This window comes from Pseudidiomarina sp. CB1, assembly GCF_024752025.1.
In the GTDB taxonomy this organism is placed as follows: Bacteria; Pseudomonadota; Gammaproteobacteria; order Enterobacterales; family Alteromonadaceae; genus Pseudidiomarina.
In genome coordinates this window covers 366,157-387,075 of record NZ_JANTPU010000001.1, presented here as the reverse complement: position 1 = coordinate 387,075, position 20,919 = coordinate 366,157, and the positions used below count along the sequence as shown (strand labels likewise).

The following is a 20,919-nucleotide window of genomic DNA, read 5'->3' as shown; positions in this document are numbered from 1 at the left end:
GTGACTAAATTAAGAAGCGTCTGACTTCTTTACTTTAATGTCATTTTTGACATCTTTGACACCATCAATTCCACGAACAATTTTTTCTGCCGTATCAATGTCTTCTTCTTGCTCAACAAAGCCACTTAATTGTACGACGCCGTCCTGAGTTTCAACATTGATTTCAAGCACATTCAAGGCATCACTTGCCAAGATTGTTGCTTTTACTTTGGTTGTGAGCGCAGCGTCGCTCACGTACTCACCAGTTTCTTCCATGGCTTGCTCAGCTTTATTCTGCTGATCTTGAATCGCGTCAAGATTCATCGCAAATACCGCAGGACCGAATGTCAAAGCAAAAACTGACGAAATAACGGTAGCTAAACGTAAGTTTTTCATGGGAACACCTCCAGTTGGTGACAAATTAAAATTTACCTACGCTTTCACTATAGCGAGCAAATTTTCGCCTTGGAGGTGCTTTTCCACGCTTTTACAAGCTTAAGTTTTTGTAAAGTAAGCACGTCTAATTGTCTATCTTTTGCCCTCGTAATTCATTACCGTTGATTTGAATCACCATTTGGTTACCACGAAACAGCACTGTAAGCTCATCGGTGTAGGTTAAACCAATCACATCAGCGCCTTTAGCAGCCATAAGCTCATCGTTTAAGAACAGTTTGTTCTCGAAGGCTTGCAGCGTCATCGTTTCACCATCCATACCGATGTGCATTTTCAGCTGTTCAGGGTCGAATTGATAGCGACCCAACTGTTGCGTAAAGTCTTGCGGCTTAGCCAGTTGATTTGCGTCGGGAGGCGTAACCGCCTGTCCTTTCAACGTCAGATAGATATCTGCCAACATATTTAAAATCGGTGTATTACCCCAGTTGGAGGTGATGGCGATAAAATCTTTGCTCTCAGGCGCACGGATCATCACGCTTTTAGTGCCGTAGCCACTGCCGGCAGCAAAATAAAGTGTTTCATCACCAAATTTCTTAATACTCCATGCATAGCCCTCAGCGTCCGTTTCGCCACTTTGAATGTGTGGCGTAAACAATAACGCCGTAGTTTCGGCGCTGAGTAACTGATTGGACTCAATCGCACGAATGTATTGATACAGGTCACTTGGCGTCGAGTAAAGACCACCGCCAGCATTACCTCCGTAATGTTTGCTACGTTGCGCAAACTCAAGCCCAGTGCTACTCATGCGATAAGGTGTTGCTTGCCGATCAACGACATTACGCCCTTGATAATAGCCGGTATTGTTGAGCTGCATCGGTTGTAACACGCGCTGTGTAATAAAAGCCCCATAATCTTTCCCAGTGACCTGCTCTAGCAGCGCTCCCAACACGATAAGTCCTGAATTCGAGTAACCGTATTGACTGCCCGGTTTGAACAACAACGTTTGTTGATCCACCAATCCCATCACTTGCTGTTTTAGCGTTAGTTCGTCATGCGGCCGCACTCCCGATTCGCGCGGCAAGCCTGAACTGTGAGTCAGTAAATGGTGTATCGTTACCGTCTCTTTCCAGTCTGCAGTTAAATAAGGTAGGTACGTCCCAATCGATTTTTGTAGATCGAGTTTGCCGTCCTCAACCAGCAGCAGAATACCGAAGGCCGTAAAGGTTTTAGAAATCGAATTGATTGAGTTACGCGTGGTGGGCGTATTATCAATAGCAAAACTACGATTCGCTAAACCGTAACTCTCCTCATACAACGGTTGATCGCCCTGCACCACTTTGACCGTGCCAGTAAAACCATAGGTCTGATGGTAGGCTTCGACTAAAGCATCAATATCTGTTGCAGAATTAGTTTGCGCTAATGCAAACGACGGAAAAGAAAGCAGCGTGAGAGCAGCCAACGTGAGCAATGGGGTAACGAAAGATTTCATAAGCAGTTCCTAATACCTAACTTTATCTTTGTGCAAAAGGTTATTCTCTTTGTATAAAGATAGCAAGCTAAATTAAGCTCTCACGAAGGTCTTGCTAACGCAAAAATGTAAGAAAATGCGATCTGCTAACGTTATAGTTCAAGCAGGTGGCGATACTCCGAAAAGCTCATGCCGGTCCAACGCCGGAATGCTTTAGCGAAAGCTTGTTCGTCACTGTAGCCGAGAAAGTCGGCGAGGCTCGATTGCGTCGTTTGCGGTTGGCCTACTTGCTGTAAGGCGAGCTGCTTTTTCACTTGCTGTGAAAGTGCATTATAGCTGGTATGTGCGGCTGCTAGATGACGTGCCAACGTACGTTCACTAACCGCAAGACTGGTGGCAAGTTGGGTTCGGCTCAACCATGGCTGGCGTTGTAGTAACGCCTCAACACGCTCGGTCAGCGATTGCGGCTGTAGTTGCGCGAGTTGTTGCTTAGCTAATTCGAGCATTTGTTTTTGTAATGCAGGATTGACTTGCTGCTGACGAAACGACCAATCGTCTTCACTATAGGTAATCGTATTGTGCGCTTGTGCAAAACTTATCTCAGCACTCCCAAAGGCCTGTTGGTAAAGTGTCATAGCGGTCTGTCGCGGATGTTTGAAATGCACCTGTACCGGCGTGATGGACTTCCCCGCCACCCACTGTGCGCCACGCGCTATACTGGCAAAAATTGCCTCAATACGCAGCGCTACGGCGACATTAAAGTGGTCGTCGTAACCTACTTGCCACCCCTGTGCCGATTTGGCCTTGCGAAAAATGCCACCTTCGCCAATCAACGATGAGTAGTTGACCAGACTTTCTACTGCTGTACTGAGTGAGGGTGAGCTCAACAACAAAAAGCCAATGGTATCGAAATGTTGCGGCTGCAGTGCCATTCCGATCTGCAGGCCTAACTCGGGGCGTTCTAGTTTTTCTAAGCTTTGCCAAAGTTCGTCTTGTAAAGCCAACGGCAAGCGTTGTTGGCCCTGTTGCTGAGCCAACTGCTGACGCAGCTCATCAGGCAACGTAACGCCGAGTTGCGCAAGCTGTTGCACGATTGCATGAGTGAAGCTTTGCGTAACACTCGCTTTAGTGAGGGGACGTTTAACGTGGTTCATGACGCTTAAGATACCCGTTGTGGCCTAAATTAACCAGTTAATTGTCCGTTTAAAGCGTGGCTTGATTCTGATCAATTGTTATTATCTTGCTATCTGATCTGCAGCAAGGAAGACATCACATGAATCCATGCGTCGTTATTGGCGCCGGCCCCATGGGCTTGTGCACGGTACGTCGGTTGCTTGAACAAAACCTTGAGGTCATAGGCCTTGAGGCCCACAGTGACGTGGGCGGCTTATGGGACATCGACAGCCCCACCAGTACCATGTACGACTCGGCGCACCTGATTTCATCCAAGCGCATGACCGAATTCAAAGACTTTCCGATGGCAGACCACGTTGCGCCCTACCCAAAACATGATCAGATGGGCCAATACTTTCGCGATTATGCTAAGCACTTTGAGCTGAAAAAGCATTACCGCTTTAACAGTTGGGTGGAAACCGTTGAACCCACTGAGGATCAGCAATGGCGTGTGGTGTACCGCTCGGGTGAGAACACCCACGAGATTATGGCCAGCAACGTGCTACTCGCCAATGGCACGCTACACCACCCTAATCGCATTGACTTCAAAGGTGAGTTCAATGGCCAAATGCTTCATAGTAGTGATTACCGCAGTGCTGATTTATTCGCTGGCAAACGCGTACTGATTATCGGCTGTGGCAATAGCGGCTGCGATATTGCGGTAGATGCGGTACACCGCGCCAAAAGTGTCGCTATGTCGGTACGCCGAGGCTATTACTTTTTACCTAAATTCGTCGCTGGCCGACCCATCGATACGCTAGGCGGTAAAGTCAAACTGCCGTTACGACTGAAGCAAAAAGTAGACGGCCTGCTCGTGCGCTTACTGTCGGGGAAACCCAGCAGCTTCGGCTTGCCCGACCCCTATTACCAAATGTACGAATCCCATCCGGTGATTAACTCGCTGTTTTTACACCACATTGGCCATGGTGACATTAACGTACGCCCAGATATAAAGCAGCTTACCGCCACTGGCGTGGAATACGTTGACGGTACCCATGAGGAGTACGACCTAATAATGCAGGCCACTGGTTACAAGTTGCATTACCCGTTTATTGATCGCGACCACTTAAACTGGCAAGGCCATGCCCCACAGCTTTACCTGAATGTTTTTAACCCACGCCACGACAATCTTTTTGTCATGGGCATGGTGGAAGCCTCAGGCCTAGGATGGCAAGGTCGTGACGACCAAGCGCAATTAGTCGCCGAAGTCATTCGCTTGCAACGTGACAACCCTGAGGCGTTTTCGAGCTTCCAAGACAAAGTGCGAGCGCAGGCTACGCAGCGCATTGACGGCGGTATGAGTTATCTGCAAGTCGAACGAATGGCGTACTACGTGCACAAAGACACCTACCTGAAAGCACTAAGCGATGAAATGCGCGCACTTAAGGCCTCATAGATGTCAGCTACGTCATTACTCATCCTCAATACCGTTCTGGCAATGATGATGTTCGGCATTGCGCTGAGTTTAATGCCTGCCGACTTTAAACGCGTGGTGCAAGAGCCTAAAGGTCCACTGGCAGGCTTACTGGCACAGTTTTTATTGCTGCCGTTGATAACCTTTGCGGCAATATCTGTAGTACCTATGCCAGCAGAAATTGCCCTCGGCTTACTGTTAGTCAGCTGCTGCCCTGGTGGCAGCTTTTCAAACATCATGACCCACTTAGCCAACGGTAACGCAGCTATGTCCGTAAGCATGACAGGTATCGCCAGCCTTTTAGCATCGTTACTGACCCCCTTCAATTTCATGTTTTATGCCAGCCTGAACCCGCATACCGATGCGTTATTGAAGTCCATCGACGTTTCGACGTGGGACATGCTTACCATTGTGTTTTTCGTATTGGCGGTGCCGTTGCTACTGGGCTTATGGTGTGCGCGGCAGTTTCCTGATTTTGCGCGCCGTAGTGAAGGGTTCTTTCGTATCGCCTCACTATTGGCACTTTTCGGCTTTGTTGGTATCGCCTTAGTGCTGAATTGGGAGCGCTTTGTCGCCGGTGCCAGCATCTTCTTGTTAGCCGTAATCGTGCATAACGCCATCGCCATGGGTATCGGTTGGGGTTCAGCTCGATCGTTGGGCTTGGCGGCCCCCGAACGCCGCGCTGTGACGTTGGAAGTTGGCTTACAAAATTCCGCTCTTGGGCTAGGTATTATCTTCACGTACTTTTCTGCGCAAACTGAAATGGCGATCATCGCTGCCGCTTGGGGGATCTGGCATCTCATTTCAGGACTCAGCCTGACGCTGTTTTGGCAATGGCGGGATCGCCGGTTGGCTCTAGCAGGAGATCGCGCATGAGTTCAAACATGAAGGTGCTGATTACCGGCAGCGAAGGTTACCTTGGCCAGGCTTTGGTGCGTAAACTTGTCAGCTCTTGTACCGTCGTTGGTGTCGATCTTCGACGTCATTCTGCGCCAGTCGATGGCTACACCTTTGTTGAAATGGATATACGTGCAACAGAGCTACGCGAACTCATGCTACGCGAGGAGATCTCGCACGTCGTGCACCTTGCTAGTGTGATGCAGGCCAGTCCAAACCGCGAACGCGACTACGATATTGACGTTAATGGCACACGTAACGTTTTGCGGGCCTGTACCGACGCAGGGGTTAGCCACCTCACCGTAACCAGTAGCGGCGCAGCGTATGGCTATCATGCCGACAACCCCGCTTGGCTGCGCGAAGACGACGCGCTCCGCGGCAATGCGACCTTTGCCTACAGTCACCACAAACGTTTGGTTGAGGAGTTGCTTGCCGACTACCGTGTGCAGCACACGGAGTTAGAGCAACTCGTGTTGCGTCCGGGCACCGTTTTAGGACGTACGACCAACAACCAGATCACCGACTTGTTTAAACGCAAACGCTTGCTTGCCATTAAAGGTTCGCCCTCGCCTTTTGTGTTTATTTGGGACCAAGACGTTATTGAGATTATTTACCAAGGCGTACTTGCCGCAAAGGTCGGTGTGTACAACCTTGCAGGCGACGGCGCACTCACTATCAACGACATCGCCACTAAGCTGAACAAGCCTCTGCTCGTGCTGCCAGCGTGGCTACTCGGCGGCGCCTTGCGTATTGGACACGCATTCGGTTTGACGCAATACAGCGCTGAACAACTCGATTTTCTGCGTTACCGCCCAGTGTTGGACAACAGCGCTTTGAAAAATGAATTCGGCTATACGCCTATGAAAACCAGCCATGAGGTGTTTGACTACTTTATTGAGCACAACCTCAATGCCACGGAGCGCTCAGCATGACGGTTCAATCGCCTGTGGCACTCATCACCGGCGCTGCATCTGGACTCGGCCTTGAACTCGCCCGCGCCTTGCAGCACACGTATCAACTCGTTTTGTTGGATGTTAATGCTGACGGACTGCGCGATTGTGCCGAAGAATTTCCTAACGCCCGCTGCTATCAAGTGGATTTGACTGACGTTGGTGCGGTGGCACAATTGACCGCCCAGCTACGTAATGAACTTGCCCGTCTCGACCTACTGATCAACAACGCTGGTATCACCCACCGTTCGCTCTCGCGGGTTACCTCTCGCGAAGTCTTGCAAAAGGTCATGGCCGTTGACTATTTTGCCCCAGTGCAGTTGACTCAGGACCTGCTACCGCTATTAGAAGCCGATGGCGGCGGATGCATTGTGACCATTGGTTCTATGGCGGGTTGGATGCCAGTGATTGAACGTGCCGGCTACTGTGCCGCAAAATCCGCTCTGCATCAATACTTTGAGGTGCTGCGCGCTGAATTAGCCTGCACTTCGTCGTCTATTCGCATCTTGCAGGTGTACCCTAGTTTTCTGGATACCCCCATTGAAAACCATGCCTTGGATGGCAGCGGCGGCATCGCAAAACACCCACGCTCCATGGTTGGCAGAATGCGCTCAAGTACGTGGATGGCGCAGCGCATAGTGAAAGCTATCAACAATGGCCGCGAACGCCTTTTTCCAGATAGGTTCACCTACTTTGCAAGCTTGCTGTACCGCATTGCCCCAAAGCTTTACCTACAGTTGATGCAACGCAAGTTCTCTCAGTCATAATGGGACCAAAGTCGCAATACCTTCACCAGCTGTAACTCTGGTAGCACCTGATACACCAAACGGTGTTGAATATTGATACGCCGCGAATAGGCGTCCGACAAATCCCCTATAAGTTTTTCAAAGGGTGGAGGACGGCGAAAAGGATCGTCTGCAATTAATTCGAGTAGTTGTTTTGCGTTTTCCTTGAGGCCACTTGATGCTAGCTTTTTCGCATCACGTTGCGCTTGTTTTGTATAACATAACGTCCATGTCACCAGTCGAGCTCCTTGTCACATTGATCAGTTGCCGTCGCTATTCCTTCCACGATAGATTCGCGCATCCCTGGAATGGAGAGTAAGTAAAGTGTTTCTTGAATTGCCGTCCAATCTTCCTCAGCAACTAACACCGCATTGTTGCGCTTGCCACTGATCACGACTGGCTCATGGGACTCGGCAGTTTCATCAATTAAGCGATACAGATTACTACGGGCTTCAGTGGCCGTGATGGTTGTCATAGGGGCTCCTTAACAGCTGCCGAGACGATGAAATGAGTTTACTCCACTCTTGGCGTACGTCAATACGTACGAGAGAAGATTAATCTTATAGAAATCGACTTAATTCCGCTTGGGTTTGCGCTTTACTAGATCTTAACCTATGGTTTTCGCTGATGTTTATTTGGTGAAAGGAGAAACGCATCTTGGAAGCCACACGTCTACTCGCAACCATTAAATTCAGCATCTATGCAATTTTAATACTCGCCGTGCTACAGCCGAATGTAGCGATTAGCTCTGAAGAAGCAAAGCAGGCAAAACTTAAAGAAACCTTTGTACATGTCTTGGAGTTCGAAGAAAACGGCGAGCCTGAAAAAATTATCGCGCTTCTACAACCGCTGGCGGAAGACTATCCAAATGATGCTTACATTCCGTTTTGGCTCTTTGACAGTTACACCGCTTTAGGGCACTTTGCGCAAACGGAGCAGTGGTTAGCTAAAGCTATTGAACGCACCGAAAAACTTGATGACTCGATGTGGGCGCTTTTTTACCTTTTGTCAGGGAACGCAGAAGCGTTGTACGCAGTACTAGAAGATTACCGCTCGCGCGAAACGGACGATTCTGCTGGTGTTTATACACAACTCGGTATAACTGCCTCAGCGTCTGGCAAGTATGAAGCAGCGAAGTACTTTTTCGATAAAAGCAAAGCGCTTACCGATGAACCGTTTCTCAATCTCCACTATGCACATGCTCTGCGCGAGCTGGGCCATAAACAACAAGCTGCGATGATTATCCAACAACGTGAAAAAGAAATGCGCAAGCTGCTAGCAGAAAAAGCAGAAGATCAGCACGCAAATTTCGTGATGGCGGAACTGAGTGCGCTTGCTGGGGATGGAGAGTCAGCAGCCGCATATCTACACAAAGCCATTGGCGTGCGTCAACCCTACTTCGTTTACTGGAGTATCAGTGACGCTAGCCTCGGTGATCGCTTATGGGAGCAAGTCCGTCAGCATTCAGATATACAGGCCTTTTTAAGCAAAAAACACCAGCAAATGCTTAGTTCAAGGGCAAGCCTTAACATTGAGTAGCTCATCCCCCTATTGGTTTTGCTGTTTGTCACCCAATAGGGGTAGACTCAATACGCACATCGGTACCGCATCATCTTATTCTTGGTAGTTGCATGATATTTAATGGTTTTCTTGTTTTTGACTCCTAAAATGGGTGGGAGTCAATCAAGCAGGAAAACCGTTATGAAAACACCTATTGCTATTGTCATCGCCGCTATTTTCTCCGGAGCATTACTCCCTAGCTTTATCAGCCAAGCGAATGAACTGTCGGCCCTTCAGTCAGCGCTCACCGATGGTAACACTGACATTCTACTCCGCTACCGCTACGAACGCGTCGAGCAAGACAGTTTTGACAAAGACGCCAATGCTTCTACCCTACTCACCCGCTTAAGCTACAAGAGCGCTGACTATCAGGGTTTCTTTACACAACTTGAGTTTGACCATGTAACGGCAATAGGTAACGACAACTACAACAGTACCGTGAATGGCAAAACGCAGTACCCTGTGGTTGCCGACCCAACCGGTTCTGACTTCAACCAAGCTTACTTAGGTTATCGCAGTGGCAACTTGCTGGTAACGGCGGGACGCCAGCGCATTAATCACAACGACCAACGCTTTGTCGGCGGTGTGGGTTGGCGGCAAAACGAGCAGACCTACGATGGCTATCGCCTGCAGTATGAGCTGAGCCCAGCATGGAAGATCGATTACAGCTACGTGCATAATGTGAATCGCATCTTTGGCAATGACAGTCCGAATAGCGACCTTGACGGTAACCTTCACCTGTTCAACAGCAACTATGCGCTGGCCAAATCACAGCAGTTGAGCGGCTTCGTTTACGAGCTCGACTTTGACACCGCGCATGCGCTCGCAACCCGTACCTACGGTGTTAACTATGACGGTAAGGTCGGCGCTGTTAAAATTCACGCAGCCTACGCTTATCAAACCGAAACAGGCGACAATCCAGCTAACTTTAGCGCTGACTACTTCAACCTCGACCTGAGCACACAACTGGCTGGCGTTAATTTTGGTGTGGGTTACGAATCACTGGGAAGCGACAACGGCGTCGGCTTTAGCACGCCACTGGCAACCTTACATAAATTCCAAGGTTTTACCGATAAGTTCCTCGGTACCCCTGCAGAAGGGCTGAATGACGTTTACCTCAAAGCTTCAGGTGCGGTTGGCAAGTTAGGATTAAGCGCCAGTTGGCATGACTTCACATCAGACGTCGATGACATCGATTACGGCAATGAATTCAACATTACCGCCAAATACCCGCTCGCTGATAAAGTTGGCTTGCTAGTGAAGTACGCCAACTACAACGCCGATAGCCTGTCGGACGACACCAACAAGCTATGGGGTATGCTGACGTTTAAGTTTTAAGAAGTGGTTTTAAGAGTTGGCTTTTCGAATCGCAGCGATCAGCTCGTCTTTGCTCATGTCGCTGCGGTTCTCAATATCGAGCTCTTTGGCACGGTTATACAGCTCTTGCTTGGTGCGGTCTTCCAGCCGTGAGTGAGGGTTCCCCGTGCCTTGGCTGGTCTTGTTGGGCGTGATGCCCTCTTCGCGGCGCTGCTTATTAACAGTGCGCGCCGCAATTTCTTCCGCTTGCTCTTCGCTCTTTCCCTCATCGAGCAGGCTTTGCTTAATGTGCTGATACTGACGTTCGTCCTTCTCGCGCCATGCGTCTGGCATCATTAACTCCTAGATTTTGCGGATGTGGTAGCAATGGTTAGTCGTCGCAATTTAACTTCTTACGCGCGGCTAGAATATCGTCTAGTAGGCTGTCGTCTGGCCCAGGCATGTTCTCTGCCGTTGCCGTTTGCAGCTCTTCTGCGTCATACTTCCACTGCGCCAGAACCTTGCATTTGTCTGCGTCTGACAAATTACTATCATCTAACACTTCTTGCGGCTTGTTATAGACCTCAGCCGGGTCTTGTAGGATGTCTTCGAGCTTCATAATGCCTCCTCTATCGAATGCTTTACATGCATTGTAGATGGTCGGTGAGTTCGTTTTCCCTATGCTTTAAGCCTAGCTGATATAGTGTGATTTTCCAGTGTGCTTACTCAGCATTAACCGTCTTTAACTCTAATGATAATCCTAATGCCGTAGCGACCTTAGCGACGGTTGCAAATGTCGGGTTTCCCTGCTCGGAAAACGCTTTATAGAGACCTTCGCGACTAATTCCCGTGTCACGAGCTAGTTGACTCATGTTTTTTGCGCGAGCGATCACGCCGAGCGCATGTACTATAAATTCTGGATCACCCTTAGCTTCGTCCAAGCAGGCATCGAGATAGGCTTGAATAGCCTCATCGCTATCAAGATATTCAGATGAGTCCCAGCGGGTGAGTTTTAGTGTCATGATAATTTCTCAAGTTGTTTGGCTAGGTTCTTTGCTAGCCTGATATCCTTTCGCTGTGTTGACTTATCGCCACCTGCCAAAAGGATAACCAGGGTTTCTCCATATCGCTTGAAATAAATGCGGTAGCCAGGCCCATAGAAAATCCGTATCTCTCGAATGCCTTGGCCTACCGGTTTGACATCACTGAGTGAGCCAACTTCAAGCCTGTCTATTTTTGCTTGTATAAGAGCTCTTCCTTGGCGATCTTTTAAAGCAGCAAACCATTTATCAAAAACCTGTGTCTTTAGAATATCCATATTCCCTGCCAACTATAGTTAACAACTCTGGTTGTGTCAACTGTGGTTAACACAATGCTTCAGAGGCGACAAGATAAGGCTAAGTCGCACGTCACAACATGGCAAACGTATTATTTTGTAGGTTTAAAGCGCTCTCTTTACATCCGCGCCAAAATAAACCACACTCGATTAGTCACTAGCTAATAAAAATAGAAACAATGTTCGATACACTCTCGTACGCACAGAAACAACGCCTCGCCTACATCGATTTTTGCTTGCTATTTCGAGGCTCGGTGCACCGTAACGATCTGGTACAACGCTTTCAGGTTGGCTTATCTGCGGGGTCACGCGATTTCACGTTATATAAAGAGTTAGCGCCGCAGAATTTAACCTACAGCACCAAAGAAAAGCGCTACTTTCAGACCGAACAGTTCGTGCCGCTATTCGAACATGACGCCCAGCGCACCTTGGTGAAACTCGCCAACGATATTTCTGACGGTTTCGACGCCATTGGCGACGTGCACTTTCCAGTCGAGGCGCCGTCAACTCTAAACGTACCCAATATCTTTATTGTCGCGCGTATCGTACAAGCCATGCTGAACGGCAAAGCCATAAGCGTCAGCTACACTTCGCTGAGCAACGGCAACGTGACACGTGAACTCGTGCCCCACGCCATTGTCGACAACGGCCTGCGCTGGCACGTGCGCGCCTTCGACCGCAAATCCGAAAGCTTCCGAGACTTTGTTCTCACCCGCGTACGCGCGGTCAACTTTGTGGACACAGCGCCCGCTCCGCACGAAGAAGCCGAAGCCGACCACGAATGGCAACGCATGATCCCACTGCAACTCACACCGCATCCACATAACATCGAGTACCCCAAAGCCATCGAAATGGACTACGGCATGCGCAACAGCCTGCTCACCGTCGAAGTCCGCGCCGCCATGGCCGGCTACCTGCTGCGCCGCTGGAACGTCGACTGCACTGCCGACGCCGCACTGCGCGGCCCCGAGTACCAGCTATGGCTACAGAACCGGGCTACGTTGATGGATGTGGGGAACTTGGCGATTGCGCCGGGGTACGGGCGTTAGTTGAAGAGAATTGAATGTCCGCTTTGAGCGAAGAGCAGACATTGGACTTTCTGATCATACAAGGTAATCTAGATCTCAAGGAAGCTGGCCTTGCAAGGTCGGTATAATACTTTGTAAGTTGAATAAGGAAATATCATGCCATACCAAAAAAAACTAGAGTTCGGTAATTACACTCTCAGGTTTGGCGATCAAAAAGTTCTTCTTGACCTTTTTGAAGAAGTTGTGATGCCGTCCTTCCACGAAATGCGCTATGTAAGGCACCTCAAAGATAAAGGTGACTATTTTTTCCTAGACACAAAACTCGTCGTTCTGGATGACTCTCCTGAAATACCAGTGCTGGGTATAGCGGGAAGAATTGTAAAGAATACTAAACTAAAACGAGAGCAGATTTACCGGCCTGAAGGCGGAATCATTGAAGACCGCCGTGAATTAGAAACAGCACCTAGCTCTACTTTTTTACTGATCCTAAATAATCATCGCCTTATTCTATGCAAAGAAGTGCCGGGGGCCCCTACCGTTCAGAATTTTCAAAGCACCAGTCAATATTGTTTAAAAAAACACCATAAAGAATTTATCGAAAAGATTTACGAAGAAGAGAAAAGTAAAAGAAAGGAGAATCCAGAGCTTGATCGTGTTACCAAAAAGTCGCTATATGCAGAATATCCAGCACCAGCTCTGAGAATAACTCCTCTGTCTGATAAAGAGTCTTTGAGAGCATTCGTTAATCGCCTTGAGCATATAGATAAAGTGACAATCAAGTTGCTTCCAACGAATAAAGAAGAGATTGACAATGACGATTTTTGGTCCGATTTTGGACGTCGTCGTGATGAAATGAATAGTAAAAATGCAAAAGTCGAATTTGCGAATGCGCAAGAGGGTCTCGAAAAAAATGAGGTTTATGATCAAGCGAGTTCCGCCTCAAACCGAGGTAATTCAGAGATTAAGTTTAAAGGCTACGATGCTCAAGGCGATACTATTCGGGGGAGTAATGAAGACTTCAATCTTACAGTTGAGCTTGACGAGCTTCCCAAGAACGCAGAAAGAGCGGCCCGTGAAAAATACAACCAATTTACTCATTTGGCGAGATCTAACGTGATCTCAGTTCCAGAAGTGGCTGCTGCGGTTATAGATAAAATCAAAGATATATTAGGAAGGCTCTAATCGATGCACTCCTTTGATGACTCCGATTTGACAAGCGAAAAATCGCTATGGGATGTATATAAATTGTCGAGGAGAATATTACCTAGCAAGTTTCAGGTGATTTTCGTGCTCGGCAGTTTTTTAGCATTGGTTTCTAATTCATTCTTTCTTGCAAGTGATCAGGATATAATCTTGGCTGACCTCAGAAAATGGTCGGAAATGGGGTTTAGCTTCTCTATTACAATACTGGGTTTTTTAATTGCGGGTTTTACTATATTCGCAACGCTATCAAAGCCCAAAATGATGCTGGCGATGATGGAACATACGAATAAAGAAACCGGCTTACCGACTTTAAAGTACAACTTTTTTGCTTTCATGAAGGTTTTTATTGCATACATTACCTTCCTTGTTCTCTATGCGCTAATTATGCTTTTTGGTCAATCCGACGGCTTTATTGCGAATTTTATTGAGTACCTACCTAATGCGGACTGTGTAAAGTCAACAATGATAAATATTGTGTACGCTATCGTAGGAAGTAGCTTCATTTATTTATTGCTTCTTTTAAAGTCATTTGTCTTTAATATTTATGCAATCGTTATGAATATGCTTCGGTGGGAGTACCACCAAGATTAAGCATTTAAAAAGATGGTCAACGGGACGCCAACTACGCTCCGTAGCGTTCATTACCACTACCGTTTTGCATTCAGGAGAAATGTAGTGGCAAACTAAATTTGGTGACTGCAGTGGTTAGGAACAATACAACTTTCATTGGTAGTGCCCCCACTTGGGCAAATGCGTGTGTAGGCGAAAATGGCTTCCCTGGGTACTGGGATTACGCCAAGGGGTTTTCCCAAGCAGCAACTATTCTGATTGATTTAGTTCTTAGTGAACGGGGGTTAGAGCACTCGGTTGACGAGATGGTTTATCCGGTTTGTTTCAATATGAGGCATTCACTAGAACTTCGCTTGAAAGGCGCAATTTCAGAACTTATCCTTATCGAAAAAGCCAGGTGTCGTAACCTCCAATTCGACTTAGCTGGTTCACACGATATAGGAAATATTTGGAGTTTCTTCGCTGAAAAGGCCCAAGCTGCCGACGATCGCTACGACCCGATAATCAGAAGGCTTGATACAAAAATCACGGACTTCGCTGAAGTGGATGCCACCGGACAAACATTTCGGTACCCACTTGATAATGAGAGTCAAAAGCATCTCGTGGATGTCGCGGTCATCAACTTTGTAGTATTGAAGCGCAGTTTCGGGGAGCTAGAAGCAGCCTTGGATGACTTACATCGCTTAAATAAATACCTTTGCGATGAATATCGATGTGGGTCTTTTACAAAACGACTGTCGCGAAAGAATCTGTTCGAAATGGCATCCTTTCTTCCCCCTCGAGCAACGTGGGCGGCAGATTCATTTAGTACAACTAAGGAATTTCTCAAGAAACATTTCAATATTGGTAGCAAAGAACTCTCTGAGAGCATTAAGCTCATCGAATCGCATTTTGAACTCGCGCCGGCAATTGGGATTACGATTCCTTTACTCGGAGTTGAAGAGGCCTATATTGAAGAATTTTTCAGCTATTGGTTTAAGCACCACGACCTACCATCTGATAAAGCCCTAATCGAAGCTGAAGCTAGCGAGTGGGGTTCCGGCGAAATGTTTGAAGCTATTCTGAAAGCCGACAAAACACGTGCTGAGGTTTGGGAGGCCGTTAAGTCCAATCTCACTCCAGAAAAACTGGCTGGTTTGTCAGCTCTGTTCTATTTTGCGCGCGGTCTATACTTTTCGGAATGCTATTGTCGGATTTATGAGCTTGATCTTGAGGAAGCCAAGAGTTCGTTCGCAAGCTCAGAAGACTCTGTATGGCCACAGTACTTCCATATTTTCGATAAGACAAATGCGTTATACAACATCTTGCGTTCTCTCTATTTCCTGCAAAAAGATAAACTCGCAGAAAGGCTTGTTGTTGCGTATGGGCTCGATGAAAAATTTTCCTGGTTGGATGAAGCTAGGCAACGCACTCTATTTCGTAAGCCGGAGTACTGTGGATACGTGACATAGCAAGCGGCTGTTGTCGTCCCTCCGGGGCTGGGACAGCCTTTCCGCTGCTTCGCAGCTACAAGGCCGCCCCAAAGTCGGGCGCTAACGTCCGCTGTTGGCACAAAGCAGGCTCACATGAACGAACTATCTGTTACCTAAATGGGCACGTCCGCCCGCCTTCTCCCTGCACATCAGCGCTAAGTGTCAATCGGGAATGCAATCCGTCAAATCAACCGCGAGAAAACCGATAGCTAATTAATTTCACTGCACCCGCGTCCACTCTGCGGTACAATACGCGTCCTTACCCTAATTAAGTTGCACATTTATACATGACATTTTCTGAACTCCAGCTTTGCCCCGAAATTCTGAATGCCCTCACCCGCCAAGGTTATACCGAGCCAACTCCGATTCAAGCGCAGGCGATTCCGCCGGTGCTCGAAGGTCGTGACGTAATGGCGGCGGCGCAAACAGGAACGGGGAAAACTGCGGGCTTTACGCTACCGATTTTAGAAAAGTTGAAAGACGGCGAGCGCGCGAAAGCAAATACCGCTCGGGTGTTAATTTTGACGCCAACCCGCGAGCTTGCTGCACAGGTTGGTGAGAGTGTTGCGACCTATGGTGCTGGGCTAAATCTGAACTATGCAGTGGTGTTTGGCGGAGTAAAGATTAATCCGCAAATGATGAAGCTCCGCAAAGGCGTCGACATACTGGTTGCGACGCCAGGTCGTTTGCTCGATTTGTATCAGCAGAATGCGGTGAAGTTTTCGAAGCTTGAAGTGTTGGTGCTTGACGAAGCCGACCGTATGCTCGACATGGGCTTTATCCACGACATTAAGAAAATCATTAAGTTGTTGCCGGCGAAGCGCCAAACCCTGATGTTCTCAGCAACTTTCTCGAAAGATATACGTGCGCTAGCGAAAACGTTGGTGAACAATCCGGTAGAAGTCTCGGTTGCACCGCCAAACTCGACGGCGGAGCGCATTGAACAAACCATGTACACGGCGACCAAGAACGAGAAGCCGCGCATGTTGATGCAGTTGTTACGCGATCTGAGTTTGCCACAAGTGATCGTATTTTCGCGTACTAAGCACGGCGCGAATAAACTTGTGCGTCAGCTCAACGCTGATGGCTTTCTTGCTGCAGCCATTCACGGTAACAAGAGCCAAGGCGCACGTACGAAGGCTCTCGCCGAGTTCAAATCAGGTGAAGTGAATGTGCTCGTTGCGACCGACATTGCTGCGCGTGGTCTCGACATCGACAAACTGCCGTACGTGATCAACTTTGACTTACCACAAGTCGCTGAAGACTACGTCCACCGCATTGGCCGTACGGGCCGTGCAGGACAAATGGGTCATGCCGTTTCATTGGTCATGGACGAAGAATACAAAACCTTAAAAGCCATCGAAAAGCTTATCGGTCAACCGATTGAGCGCAAGCTGTTACAGGGCTTTAGCAACGTGGAACTAACGGGTAAAACACCGCCTCCTCCGCGCGGTGGCCAACAACGCCAGCCACGCAAACCGCGCCAAGATGGCAACGGTAGTGGTGCCGGCAACGGTAATCGCAGCGGCAAGCCACGCAACCGCAGCAGATCACAAGGCCGCGGCGGCAAAACGAGTAATGGCGGAAATCGCGGTAACAGCGGCAATAGCCGCTAACACGGAATCAGCAGCTTGTTGTGGTCGTGGTGCAGCTGGTCGTTGAGGCCGTCACGGCGGCCATCATCGCAGGCATCATCACGGCGACCATGACAGCCGCTTGTACGCCTTCGATGACATCGGCGGTGATTTCACCCAGTTCTTCGCCTTTCGAGATCTGCTCGATGCGCTCTTTGTGCTGCTTAAGCTCGTCTTTACTAAAGACTTGATTCAATAGATGGGCGCTCTTCGCCAGTGCGACCATTAACGCAATCTTGGGATGAATTTCAAGCGGTTTATCCAGCACTAAGCGGCGCATCTCACGCTTCAAGTGTGTTTCCGGTTCAGGATTCACTTCTGGGTATATCTTCTGCGTAAAAATCCACAGCACTTTCTTTTCGTCGGCTTTGATAATGCCGTCGGCGACCAGTTGTTCTGCAATTTTATGCTTCAGATTTTTGATCTGACCTAATGCCATCACCCAATTTTTCAGGGTGTCGGGCTTTTTCTTGCCAGTTATTTTCTGCAGCGCTTCGTCCATGATCGGGTCCCCCGTCGGCGAGTCATCAAGCACGTCAACTTTGTCTTTGTTGTCAGGATTTACTTTGATGCGCTGGGAAAGCAACAGCTCCGATAAAATAGCCGCCGCTGCGGTGTATTCGATGTAGTACCCTTCGGTGGTGCCTTTCTCGTCGTTCAAGGCCAACAACACCAGTCCTTCGTACAGCTTAATATCCATCGTGAACCCTATCCTCTCAGTCATTCATGATAAACCTAACTCTAGCTTATTGAGCGGCAATTGGTGAGTTGAAAACGTAACAGGGTGTTAGTCAATTGAGCAAAATCCCACAACAAATTACGCGTGCTGCCAGTAGTTCTACAAAGCATGATTAGCGTACAATTTTCAAGTTCACCAACCGTAGAGCCCGCGTATGCCAGATTTACAAAACCCATTAAGCGTCCTATTATTAGGTCTCGAATTGACCAAGAGGACACCCACTATGGCACATGCAATCCATGCCGATATTGCAGCGAGTATTTCTGAACTTAAGGTGAATCCGATGAAAGTGGTGGCCAGTGGTGATGGCATGCCAGTGGCTATTCTTAATCGTAATGAGCCGGCATTTTATTGTATTCCAGCGGCAACCTATGAGGCGCTTCTTGAGCTTATCGACGAGCATGAGCTGCTAAAGATTGTCGAAGAACGCATGCATGAGCCTGCTGTGGCCGTAAGTCTTGATGACCTATAAACTCGCCTTTAAAACTTCAGCGCAACGCGAATGGAATAAACTTACGCCAGCGCTAAAAGCGCAGTTCAAACAAAAGCTCCGCCAACGTTTAGACCAACCTCATGTTGCAAGTGCGGCGTTGCGCGGTGGCCGCAATCTATACAAAATAAAATTAAAAACACTAGGTTATCGTCTGGTCTATGAGGTCAGCGAGTCATCAATCACTGTCATTGTGATTGCCGTTGGCAAACGAGAGAAAAACAAAATTTATCGTCTTGCCATCGAGCGCACTAAAAATTAGAGCCGGGTTGACTTAAAAATTCCAGCTCGACGGGCGTTGAGGCGCGGCCGAGCACAGCATTTCGATGCGGGTAGCGACCAAAACGCTCGATGATTTCGCGGTGTTTGATTTCAAATTCATAGTTGGTTTCGAGGCCGGGCTGATTAAACAAGCGCATCGCCTCGTCATGCACTACCAGTGACTCGCTATGCATATAGGGCATATACAAAAACGCCCGTTGTGAGGCGTTCATCGCGGCGTCAACGCCCAAAGCTACCGCTTCTTGCGCCAAGGCCAACGCCATCGGATCTTGCGCAAACGCACGCGCATCGTTGCGATAGACGTTTCGTGAAAATTGGTCAAGGACCAAGATTTCCGCTAATCGTCCAAGCCCACCGGTGCCTTTACCCGCAGCATCAGCTTCACGCCACTGCCAGCATTCCCCTGCCGCGCAAGCCGTCAATAACGAGCTAAAACGCGACATGATCTGCCGATCTAGCGCATCGCTTTTGGCAAACCAGTCAGCTGGTGTAAGTTCGTTAAACCAGAATTCAAGAACGTCATTTGGCTGCATCAGGAGCTCCTGTACTATCGAAGCTCTTAGCATAGCTCTAGTCGCGACAATAAAAAACCCCGAGGGCAAGCGCGGCCACACGGGGTAACGGGAGATTGTGAATGTGCTAAAGGTTTAAGCTTCAGACTTCACTGTCAGTTCATTGCGAACACTTTTCACGCCATCAACATTACGCACGATGCGCTCGATAGCGCTAATATCGGCTTGGCTTTCAACTTCACCACTCAGTGTTACTTCGCCGTCTGTGGTAGCAACATTGATTTGCATGCCGCTAGCTTGAGACATCAAAGCGCTCTTAACATTGGCGGTAATCGCTGAATCGCTGATGTGGTCACCAGCTTTTTCCATACCCTGCTGTTGTGCAGTTTCTGGGTCTTGCAGCGTAGTGGCCATGGCCACGGTACCGAACGTTAATGCCATTACTGAAGCGACTGATGTAAGTACATTTGATAGTTTCATGGTAGTTCCTCCTAGTTGATCCCAATTGCTTGGTGCAATTTCACTATAGCCACGTGAGCTTCAACTTGAAGTGCCTTTGCAGGCCTTTTGCTCTTTCAAGATTTGGTTAATTTATGAGCATGGGTTATACCTATGGGTACCCTATCGAGGAGATGACCCCATGAAAGTTTCAACTTTAACACTCGCGCTGCTGCTCGCTTTACCTGCGGTAGCCTATGCGCAGGATCAAGACAAAACTGAACAGAAGGAATTAACGGAAGCGGCAGCTAAAGGTCAGGCCACGGCTGAGGCCGCACGTGCTGGCAAGTTTAAAGCTGGCAAAGCACTTGCGGACACGGTCAAGGCAAAAGCCGACGATCCTGATTTCCGCGACGAGGACTCGGACGACGATGGTTTAAGCGACGCGACTGAAAGTGCACATGAAGCGACTCACACTGTACAGCAAAAGGAAGGCGTCGATGCCACCAAGCGCAAACGCCCCGGCCGCGTCAAATACGCCGATATTACGCTGAAGAAAGGCTCCGCCGAAGCTGATGACGGATCCGAAAACGCTGAAAAGCCGAAAAAAGCTGACAAGAAAAAAGGCGATAACAACTAGCAAACCACGGCTCCTGTGCTAACATTTGTGTGTACATATTAAACGAGCAAATGCTACGCAGGAGCAGTTATGGAGACTCGGATTCAATTCCGCATCGATGAAGAGACCAAGCGTCTAGCGCAAGAAATGGCTGAGAGTCAAGGGATGACGCTAAGTGAGGCTTGTCGTCGGCATACAGAGTTGTTGGCAGAACAACAGCGTTTAAAAAGCTCTCATGACGAGTGGTTAGCCGAAGAAGTTCAGAGAGCATACGCAAAACTCGAGCGCGGTGAAGCCGAATTTATCGGCGCTGACACTGCCAACGAGCGCATGCAAAAATTTAAACAAGGGTTAGCACGACAAGCGGGTAAGGATACCTAACATGATCTACTGGGAAACGGATGCCCTAAATGATCGCTTTGAATTCTATCGCTTCATTCACGCGGAGAACCCAATCGCCGCAGAACGCGCGGATAAATATTTAAACGAAGCGATTCACCGCCTCGAAGATTTCCCAGAGCTAGGCGTGCAGCGCCCTCCTTTACCCGGTCGCTTGCTTGTTATCCCAACGCTATCTCTTTTGGTTTTTTACACCGCCGACGTAACACCACAAGCCACAACAATTTACGTACTACGGGTGCTGCACGATAAACAGCACCCGCTCTAAACAAACAGCAAACA

Annotated in this window: 28 protein-coding genes; 16 read left to right on the top strand and 12 right to left on the bottom strand. The window is 48.5% G+C overall.

What is annotated here, in order from left to right; translation table 11 throughout:
* Window positions 1–9 precede the first annotated feature (9 nt).
* From NV375_RS01825 to NV375_RS01815, 3 genes are all read right to left on the bottom strand, one after another.
* The gene (locus tag NV375_RS01825) at window positions 10–375 is read right to left on the bottom strand and encodes a BON domain-containing protein (RefSeq protein ID WP_258806721.1); all 366 of its coding nucleotides are present in this window, start codon (window positions 373–375) and stop codon (window positions 10–12) included.
* A gap of 124 nt (window positions 376–499) precedes the next feature.
* Window positions 500–1,861 (bottom strand): serine hydrolase, encoded by a 1,362-nt coding sequence (locus NV375_RS01820; protein WP_258806720.1) that lies wholly within the window; start codon window positions 1,859–1,861, stop codon window positions 500–502.
* Between the two features lie 131 nt (window positions 1,862–1,992).
* Window positions 1,993–2,994 (bottom strand): AraC family transcriptional regulator, encoded by a 1,002-nt coding sequence (locus tag NV375_RS01815; protein WP_258806719.1) that lies wholly within the window; start codon window positions 2,992–2,994, stop codon window positions 1,993–1,995.
* A gap of 119 nt (window positions 2,995–3,113) precedes the next feature.
* On the opposite strand from NV375_RS01815, the gene NV375_RS01810 reads away from it, so the two are divergent.
* Genes NV375_RS01810 through NV375_RS01795 form a run of 4 tightly spaced genes read left to right on the top strand, consistent with a single transcriptional unit; the run spans window position 3,114 to window position 7,041 of the window.
* A complete protein-coding gene (locus NV375_RS01810) occupies window positions 3,114–4,409 on the top strand; it encodes an NAD(P)/FAD-dependent oxidoreductase (protein ID WP_258806718.1) in 1,296 nt (431 codons plus the stop codon).
* Entirely contained in the window at window positions 4,410–5,303 is an 894-nt protein-coding gene (locus NV375_RS01805; RefSeq protein WP_258806717.1) for a bile acid:sodium symporter family protein, read from the top strand.
* A complete protein-coding gene (locus NV375_RS01800) occupies window positions 5,300–6,256 on the top strand; it encodes an SDR family oxidoreductase (RefSeq protein ID WP_258806716.1) in 957 nt (318 codons plus the stop codon). The genes NV375_RS01805 and NV375_RS01800 overlap by 4 nt, the downstream gene beginning before the upstream one ends.
* Entirely contained in the window at window positions 6,253–7,041 is a 789-nt protein-coding gene (locus NV375_RS01795) for an SDR family oxidoreductase (RefSeq protein ID WP_258806715.1), read from the top strand. Before NV375_RS01800 ends, NV375_RS01795 begins: the two co-directional genes overlap by 4 nt.
* Here the strand turns inward: NV375_RS01795 and NV375_RS01790 are convergent.
* Both NV375_RS01790 and NV375_RS01785 read right to left on the bottom strand, forming a co-directional pair.
* Complete coding sequence (locus NV375_RS01790; RefSeq protein ID WP_258806714.1) at window positions 7,032–7,295, bottom strand: Txe/YoeB family addiction module toxin; 264 nt, start codon at window positions 7,293–7,295, stop codon at window positions 7,032–7,034. The two genes, NV375_RS01795 and NV375_RS01790, sit on opposite strands and share 10 nt — an antisense overlap.
* The gene (locus NV375_RS01785) at window positions 7,292–7,534 is read right to left on the bottom strand and encodes a type II toxin-antitoxin system Phd/YefM family antitoxin (RefSeq protein ID WP_258806713.1); all 243 of its coding nucleotides are present in this window, start codon (window positions 7,532–7,534) and stop codon (window positions 7,292–7,294) included. Before NV375_RS01785 ends, NV375_RS01790 begins: the two co-directional genes overlap by 4 nt.
* 182 nt (window positions 7,535–7,716) lie before the next feature.
* Here NV375_RS01785 and NV375_RS01780 point away from each other — a divergent pair, with 182 nt between their 5' ends.
* The gene (locus tag NV375_RS01780) at window positions 7,717–8,598 is read left to right on the top strand and encodes a lipopolysaccharide assembly protein LapB (protein ID WP_258806712.1); all 882 of its coding nucleotides are present in this window, start codon (window positions 7,717–7,719) and stop codon (window positions 8,596–8,598) included.
* A gap of 162 nt (window positions 8,599–8,760) precedes the next feature.
* On the top strand, window positions 8,761–9,957 hold the full coding sequence (locus NV375_RS01775) for an alginate export family protein (protein ID WP_258806711.1): 1,197 nt from the start codon (window positions 8,761–8,763) through the stop codon (window positions 9,955–9,957).
* 9 nt (window positions 9,958–9,966) lie between these two features.
* On the opposite strand, the gene NV375_RS01770 is transcribed toward NV375_RS01775, so the two are convergent.
* From NV375_RS01770 to NV375_RS01755, 4 genes are all read right to left on the bottom strand, one after another.
* A complete protein-coding gene (locus NV375_RS01770) occupies window positions 9,967–10,272 on the bottom strand; it encodes a Rho termination factor N-terminal domain-containing protein (protein ID WP_258806710.1) in 306 nt (101 codons plus the stop codon).
* 34 nt (window positions 10,273–10,306) lie between these two features.
* A complete protein-coding gene (locus NV375_RS01765; RefSeq protein ID WP_258806709.1) occupies window positions 10,307–10,534 on the bottom strand; it encodes a hypothetical protein in 228 nt (75 codons plus the stop codon).
* A gap of 103 nt (window positions 10,535–10,637) precedes the next feature.
* Window positions 10,638–10,937, bottom strand: a complete 300-nt coding sequence (locus NV375_RS01760) for an addiction module antidote protein (RefSeq protein ID WP_258806708.1) — start codon at window positions 10,935–10,937, stop codon at window positions 10,638–10,640.
* Complete coding sequence (locus tag NV375_RS01755) at window positions 10,934–11,233, bottom strand: type II toxin-antitoxin system RelE/ParE family toxin (protein WP_258806707.1); 300 nt, start codon at window positions 11,231–11,233, stop codon at window positions 10,934–10,936. Before NV375_RS01755 ends, NV375_RS01760 begins: the two co-directional genes overlap by 4 nt.
* Window positions 11,234–11,430: 197 nt before the next feature.
* On the opposite strand from NV375_RS01755, the gene NV375_RS01750 reads away from it, so the two are divergent.
* The 5 genes from NV375_RS01750 (at window position 11,431) to NV375_RS01730 (ending at window position 17,140) form a co-directional block, all read left to right on the top strand.
* Window positions 11,431–12,300, top strand: a complete 870-nt coding sequence (locus tag NV375_RS01750; RefSeq protein WP_258806706.1) for a WYL domain-containing protein — start codon at window positions 11,431–11,433, stop codon at window positions 12,298–12,300.
* A 135-nt stretch (window positions 12,301–12,435) separates the two neighbouring features.
* Window positions 12,436–13,461 (top strand): hypothetical protein, encoded by a 1,026-nt coding sequence (locus NV375_RS01745; RefSeq protein ID WP_258806705.1) that lies wholly within the window; start codon window positions 12,436–12,438, stop codon window positions 13,459–13,461.
* 3 nt (window positions 13,462–13,464) lie between these two features.
* Window positions 13,465–14,073 (top strand): hypothetical protein, encoded by a 609-nt coding sequence (locus tag NV375_RS01740; protein ID WP_258806704.1) that lies wholly within the window; start codon window positions 13,465–13,467, stop codon window positions 14,071–14,073.
* A 110-nt stretch (window positions 14,074–14,183) separates the two neighbouring features.
* On the top strand, window positions 14,184–15,503 hold the full coding sequence (locus NV375_RS01735) for a hypothetical protein (RefSeq protein WP_258806703.1): 1,320 nt from the start codon (window positions 14,184–14,186) through the stop codon (window positions 15,501–15,503).
* Between the two features lie 308 nt (window positions 15,504–15,811).
* On the top strand, window positions 15,812–17,140 hold the full coding sequence (locus NV375_RS01730) for a DEAD/DEAH box helicase (RefSeq protein WP_258806702.1): 1,329 nt from the start codon (window positions 15,812–15,814) through the stop codon (window positions 17,138–17,140).
* Window positions 17,141–17,147: 7 nt separating this feature from the next.
* On the opposite strand, the gene NV375_RS01725 is transcribed toward NV375_RS01730, so the two are convergent.
* Window positions 17,148–17,858: a GPP34 family phosphoprotein gene (locus NV375_RS01725; protein WP_258806701.1), complete on the bottom strand. Its 711-nt coding sequence runs from the start codon at window positions 17,856–17,858 to the stop codon at window positions 17,148–17,150.
* Window positions 17,859–18,120: 262 nt separating this feature from the next.
* Between NV375_RS01725 and NV375_RS01720 the strand changes: the two genes are divergently transcribed.
* Window positions 18,121–18,369 (top strand): type II toxin-antitoxin system Phd/YefM family antitoxin, encoded by a 249-nt coding sequence (locus tag NV375_RS01720; protein ID WP_258806700.1) that lies wholly within the window; start codon window positions 18,121–18,123, stop codon window positions 18,367–18,369.
* Window positions 18,359–18,649, top strand: a complete 291-nt coding sequence (locus NV375_RS01715) for a type II toxin-antitoxin system RelE/ParE family toxin (RefSeq protein WP_258806699.1) — start codon at window positions 18,359–18,361, stop codon at window positions 18,647–18,649. Before NV375_RS01720 ends, NV375_RS01715 begins: the two co-directional genes overlap by 11 nt.
* Here NV375_RS01715 and NV375_RS01710 read toward each other — a convergent pair.
* Window positions 18,639–19,202, bottom strand: a complete 564-nt coding sequence (locus NV375_RS01710; RefSeq protein ID WP_258806698.1) for a DUF924 family protein — start codon at window positions 19,200–19,202, stop codon at window positions 18,639–18,641. The genes NV375_RS01715 and NV375_RS01710 overlap by 11 nt on opposite strands.
* Before the next feature lie 114 nt (window positions 19,203–19,316).
* Window positions 19,317–19,661, bottom strand: a complete 345-nt coding sequence (locus tag NV375_RS01705; RefSeq protein ID WP_258806697.1) for a BON domain-containing protein — start codon at window positions 19,659–19,661, stop codon at window positions 19,317–19,319.
* Between the two features lie 160 nt (window positions 19,662–19,821).
* Here NV375_RS01705 and NV375_RS01700 point away from each other — a divergent pair, with 160 nt between their 5' ends.
* From NV375_RS01700 to NV375_RS01690, 3 genes are all read left to right on the top strand, one after another.
* A complete protein-coding gene (locus NV375_RS01700) occupies window positions 19,822–20,259 on the top strand; it encodes a phage tail protein (RefSeq protein WP_258806696.1) in 438 nt (145 codons plus the stop codon).
* 69 nt (window positions 20,260–20,328) lie between these two features.
* On the top strand, window positions 20,329–20,619 hold the full coding sequence (locus tag NV375_RS01695; RefSeq protein ID WP_258806695.1) for a type II toxin-antitoxin system RelB/DinJ family antitoxin: 291 nt from the start codon (window positions 20,329–20,331) through the stop codon (window positions 20,617–20,619).
* A gap of 1 nt (window position 20,620) precedes the next feature.
* Window positions 20,621–20,905, top strand: a complete 285-nt coding sequence (locus tag NV375_RS01690) for a type II toxin-antitoxin system RelE/ParE family toxin (RefSeq protein WP_258806694.1) — start codon at window positions 20,621–20,623, stop codon at window positions 20,903–20,905.
* Window positions 20,906–20,919 lie beyond the last annotated feature (14 nt).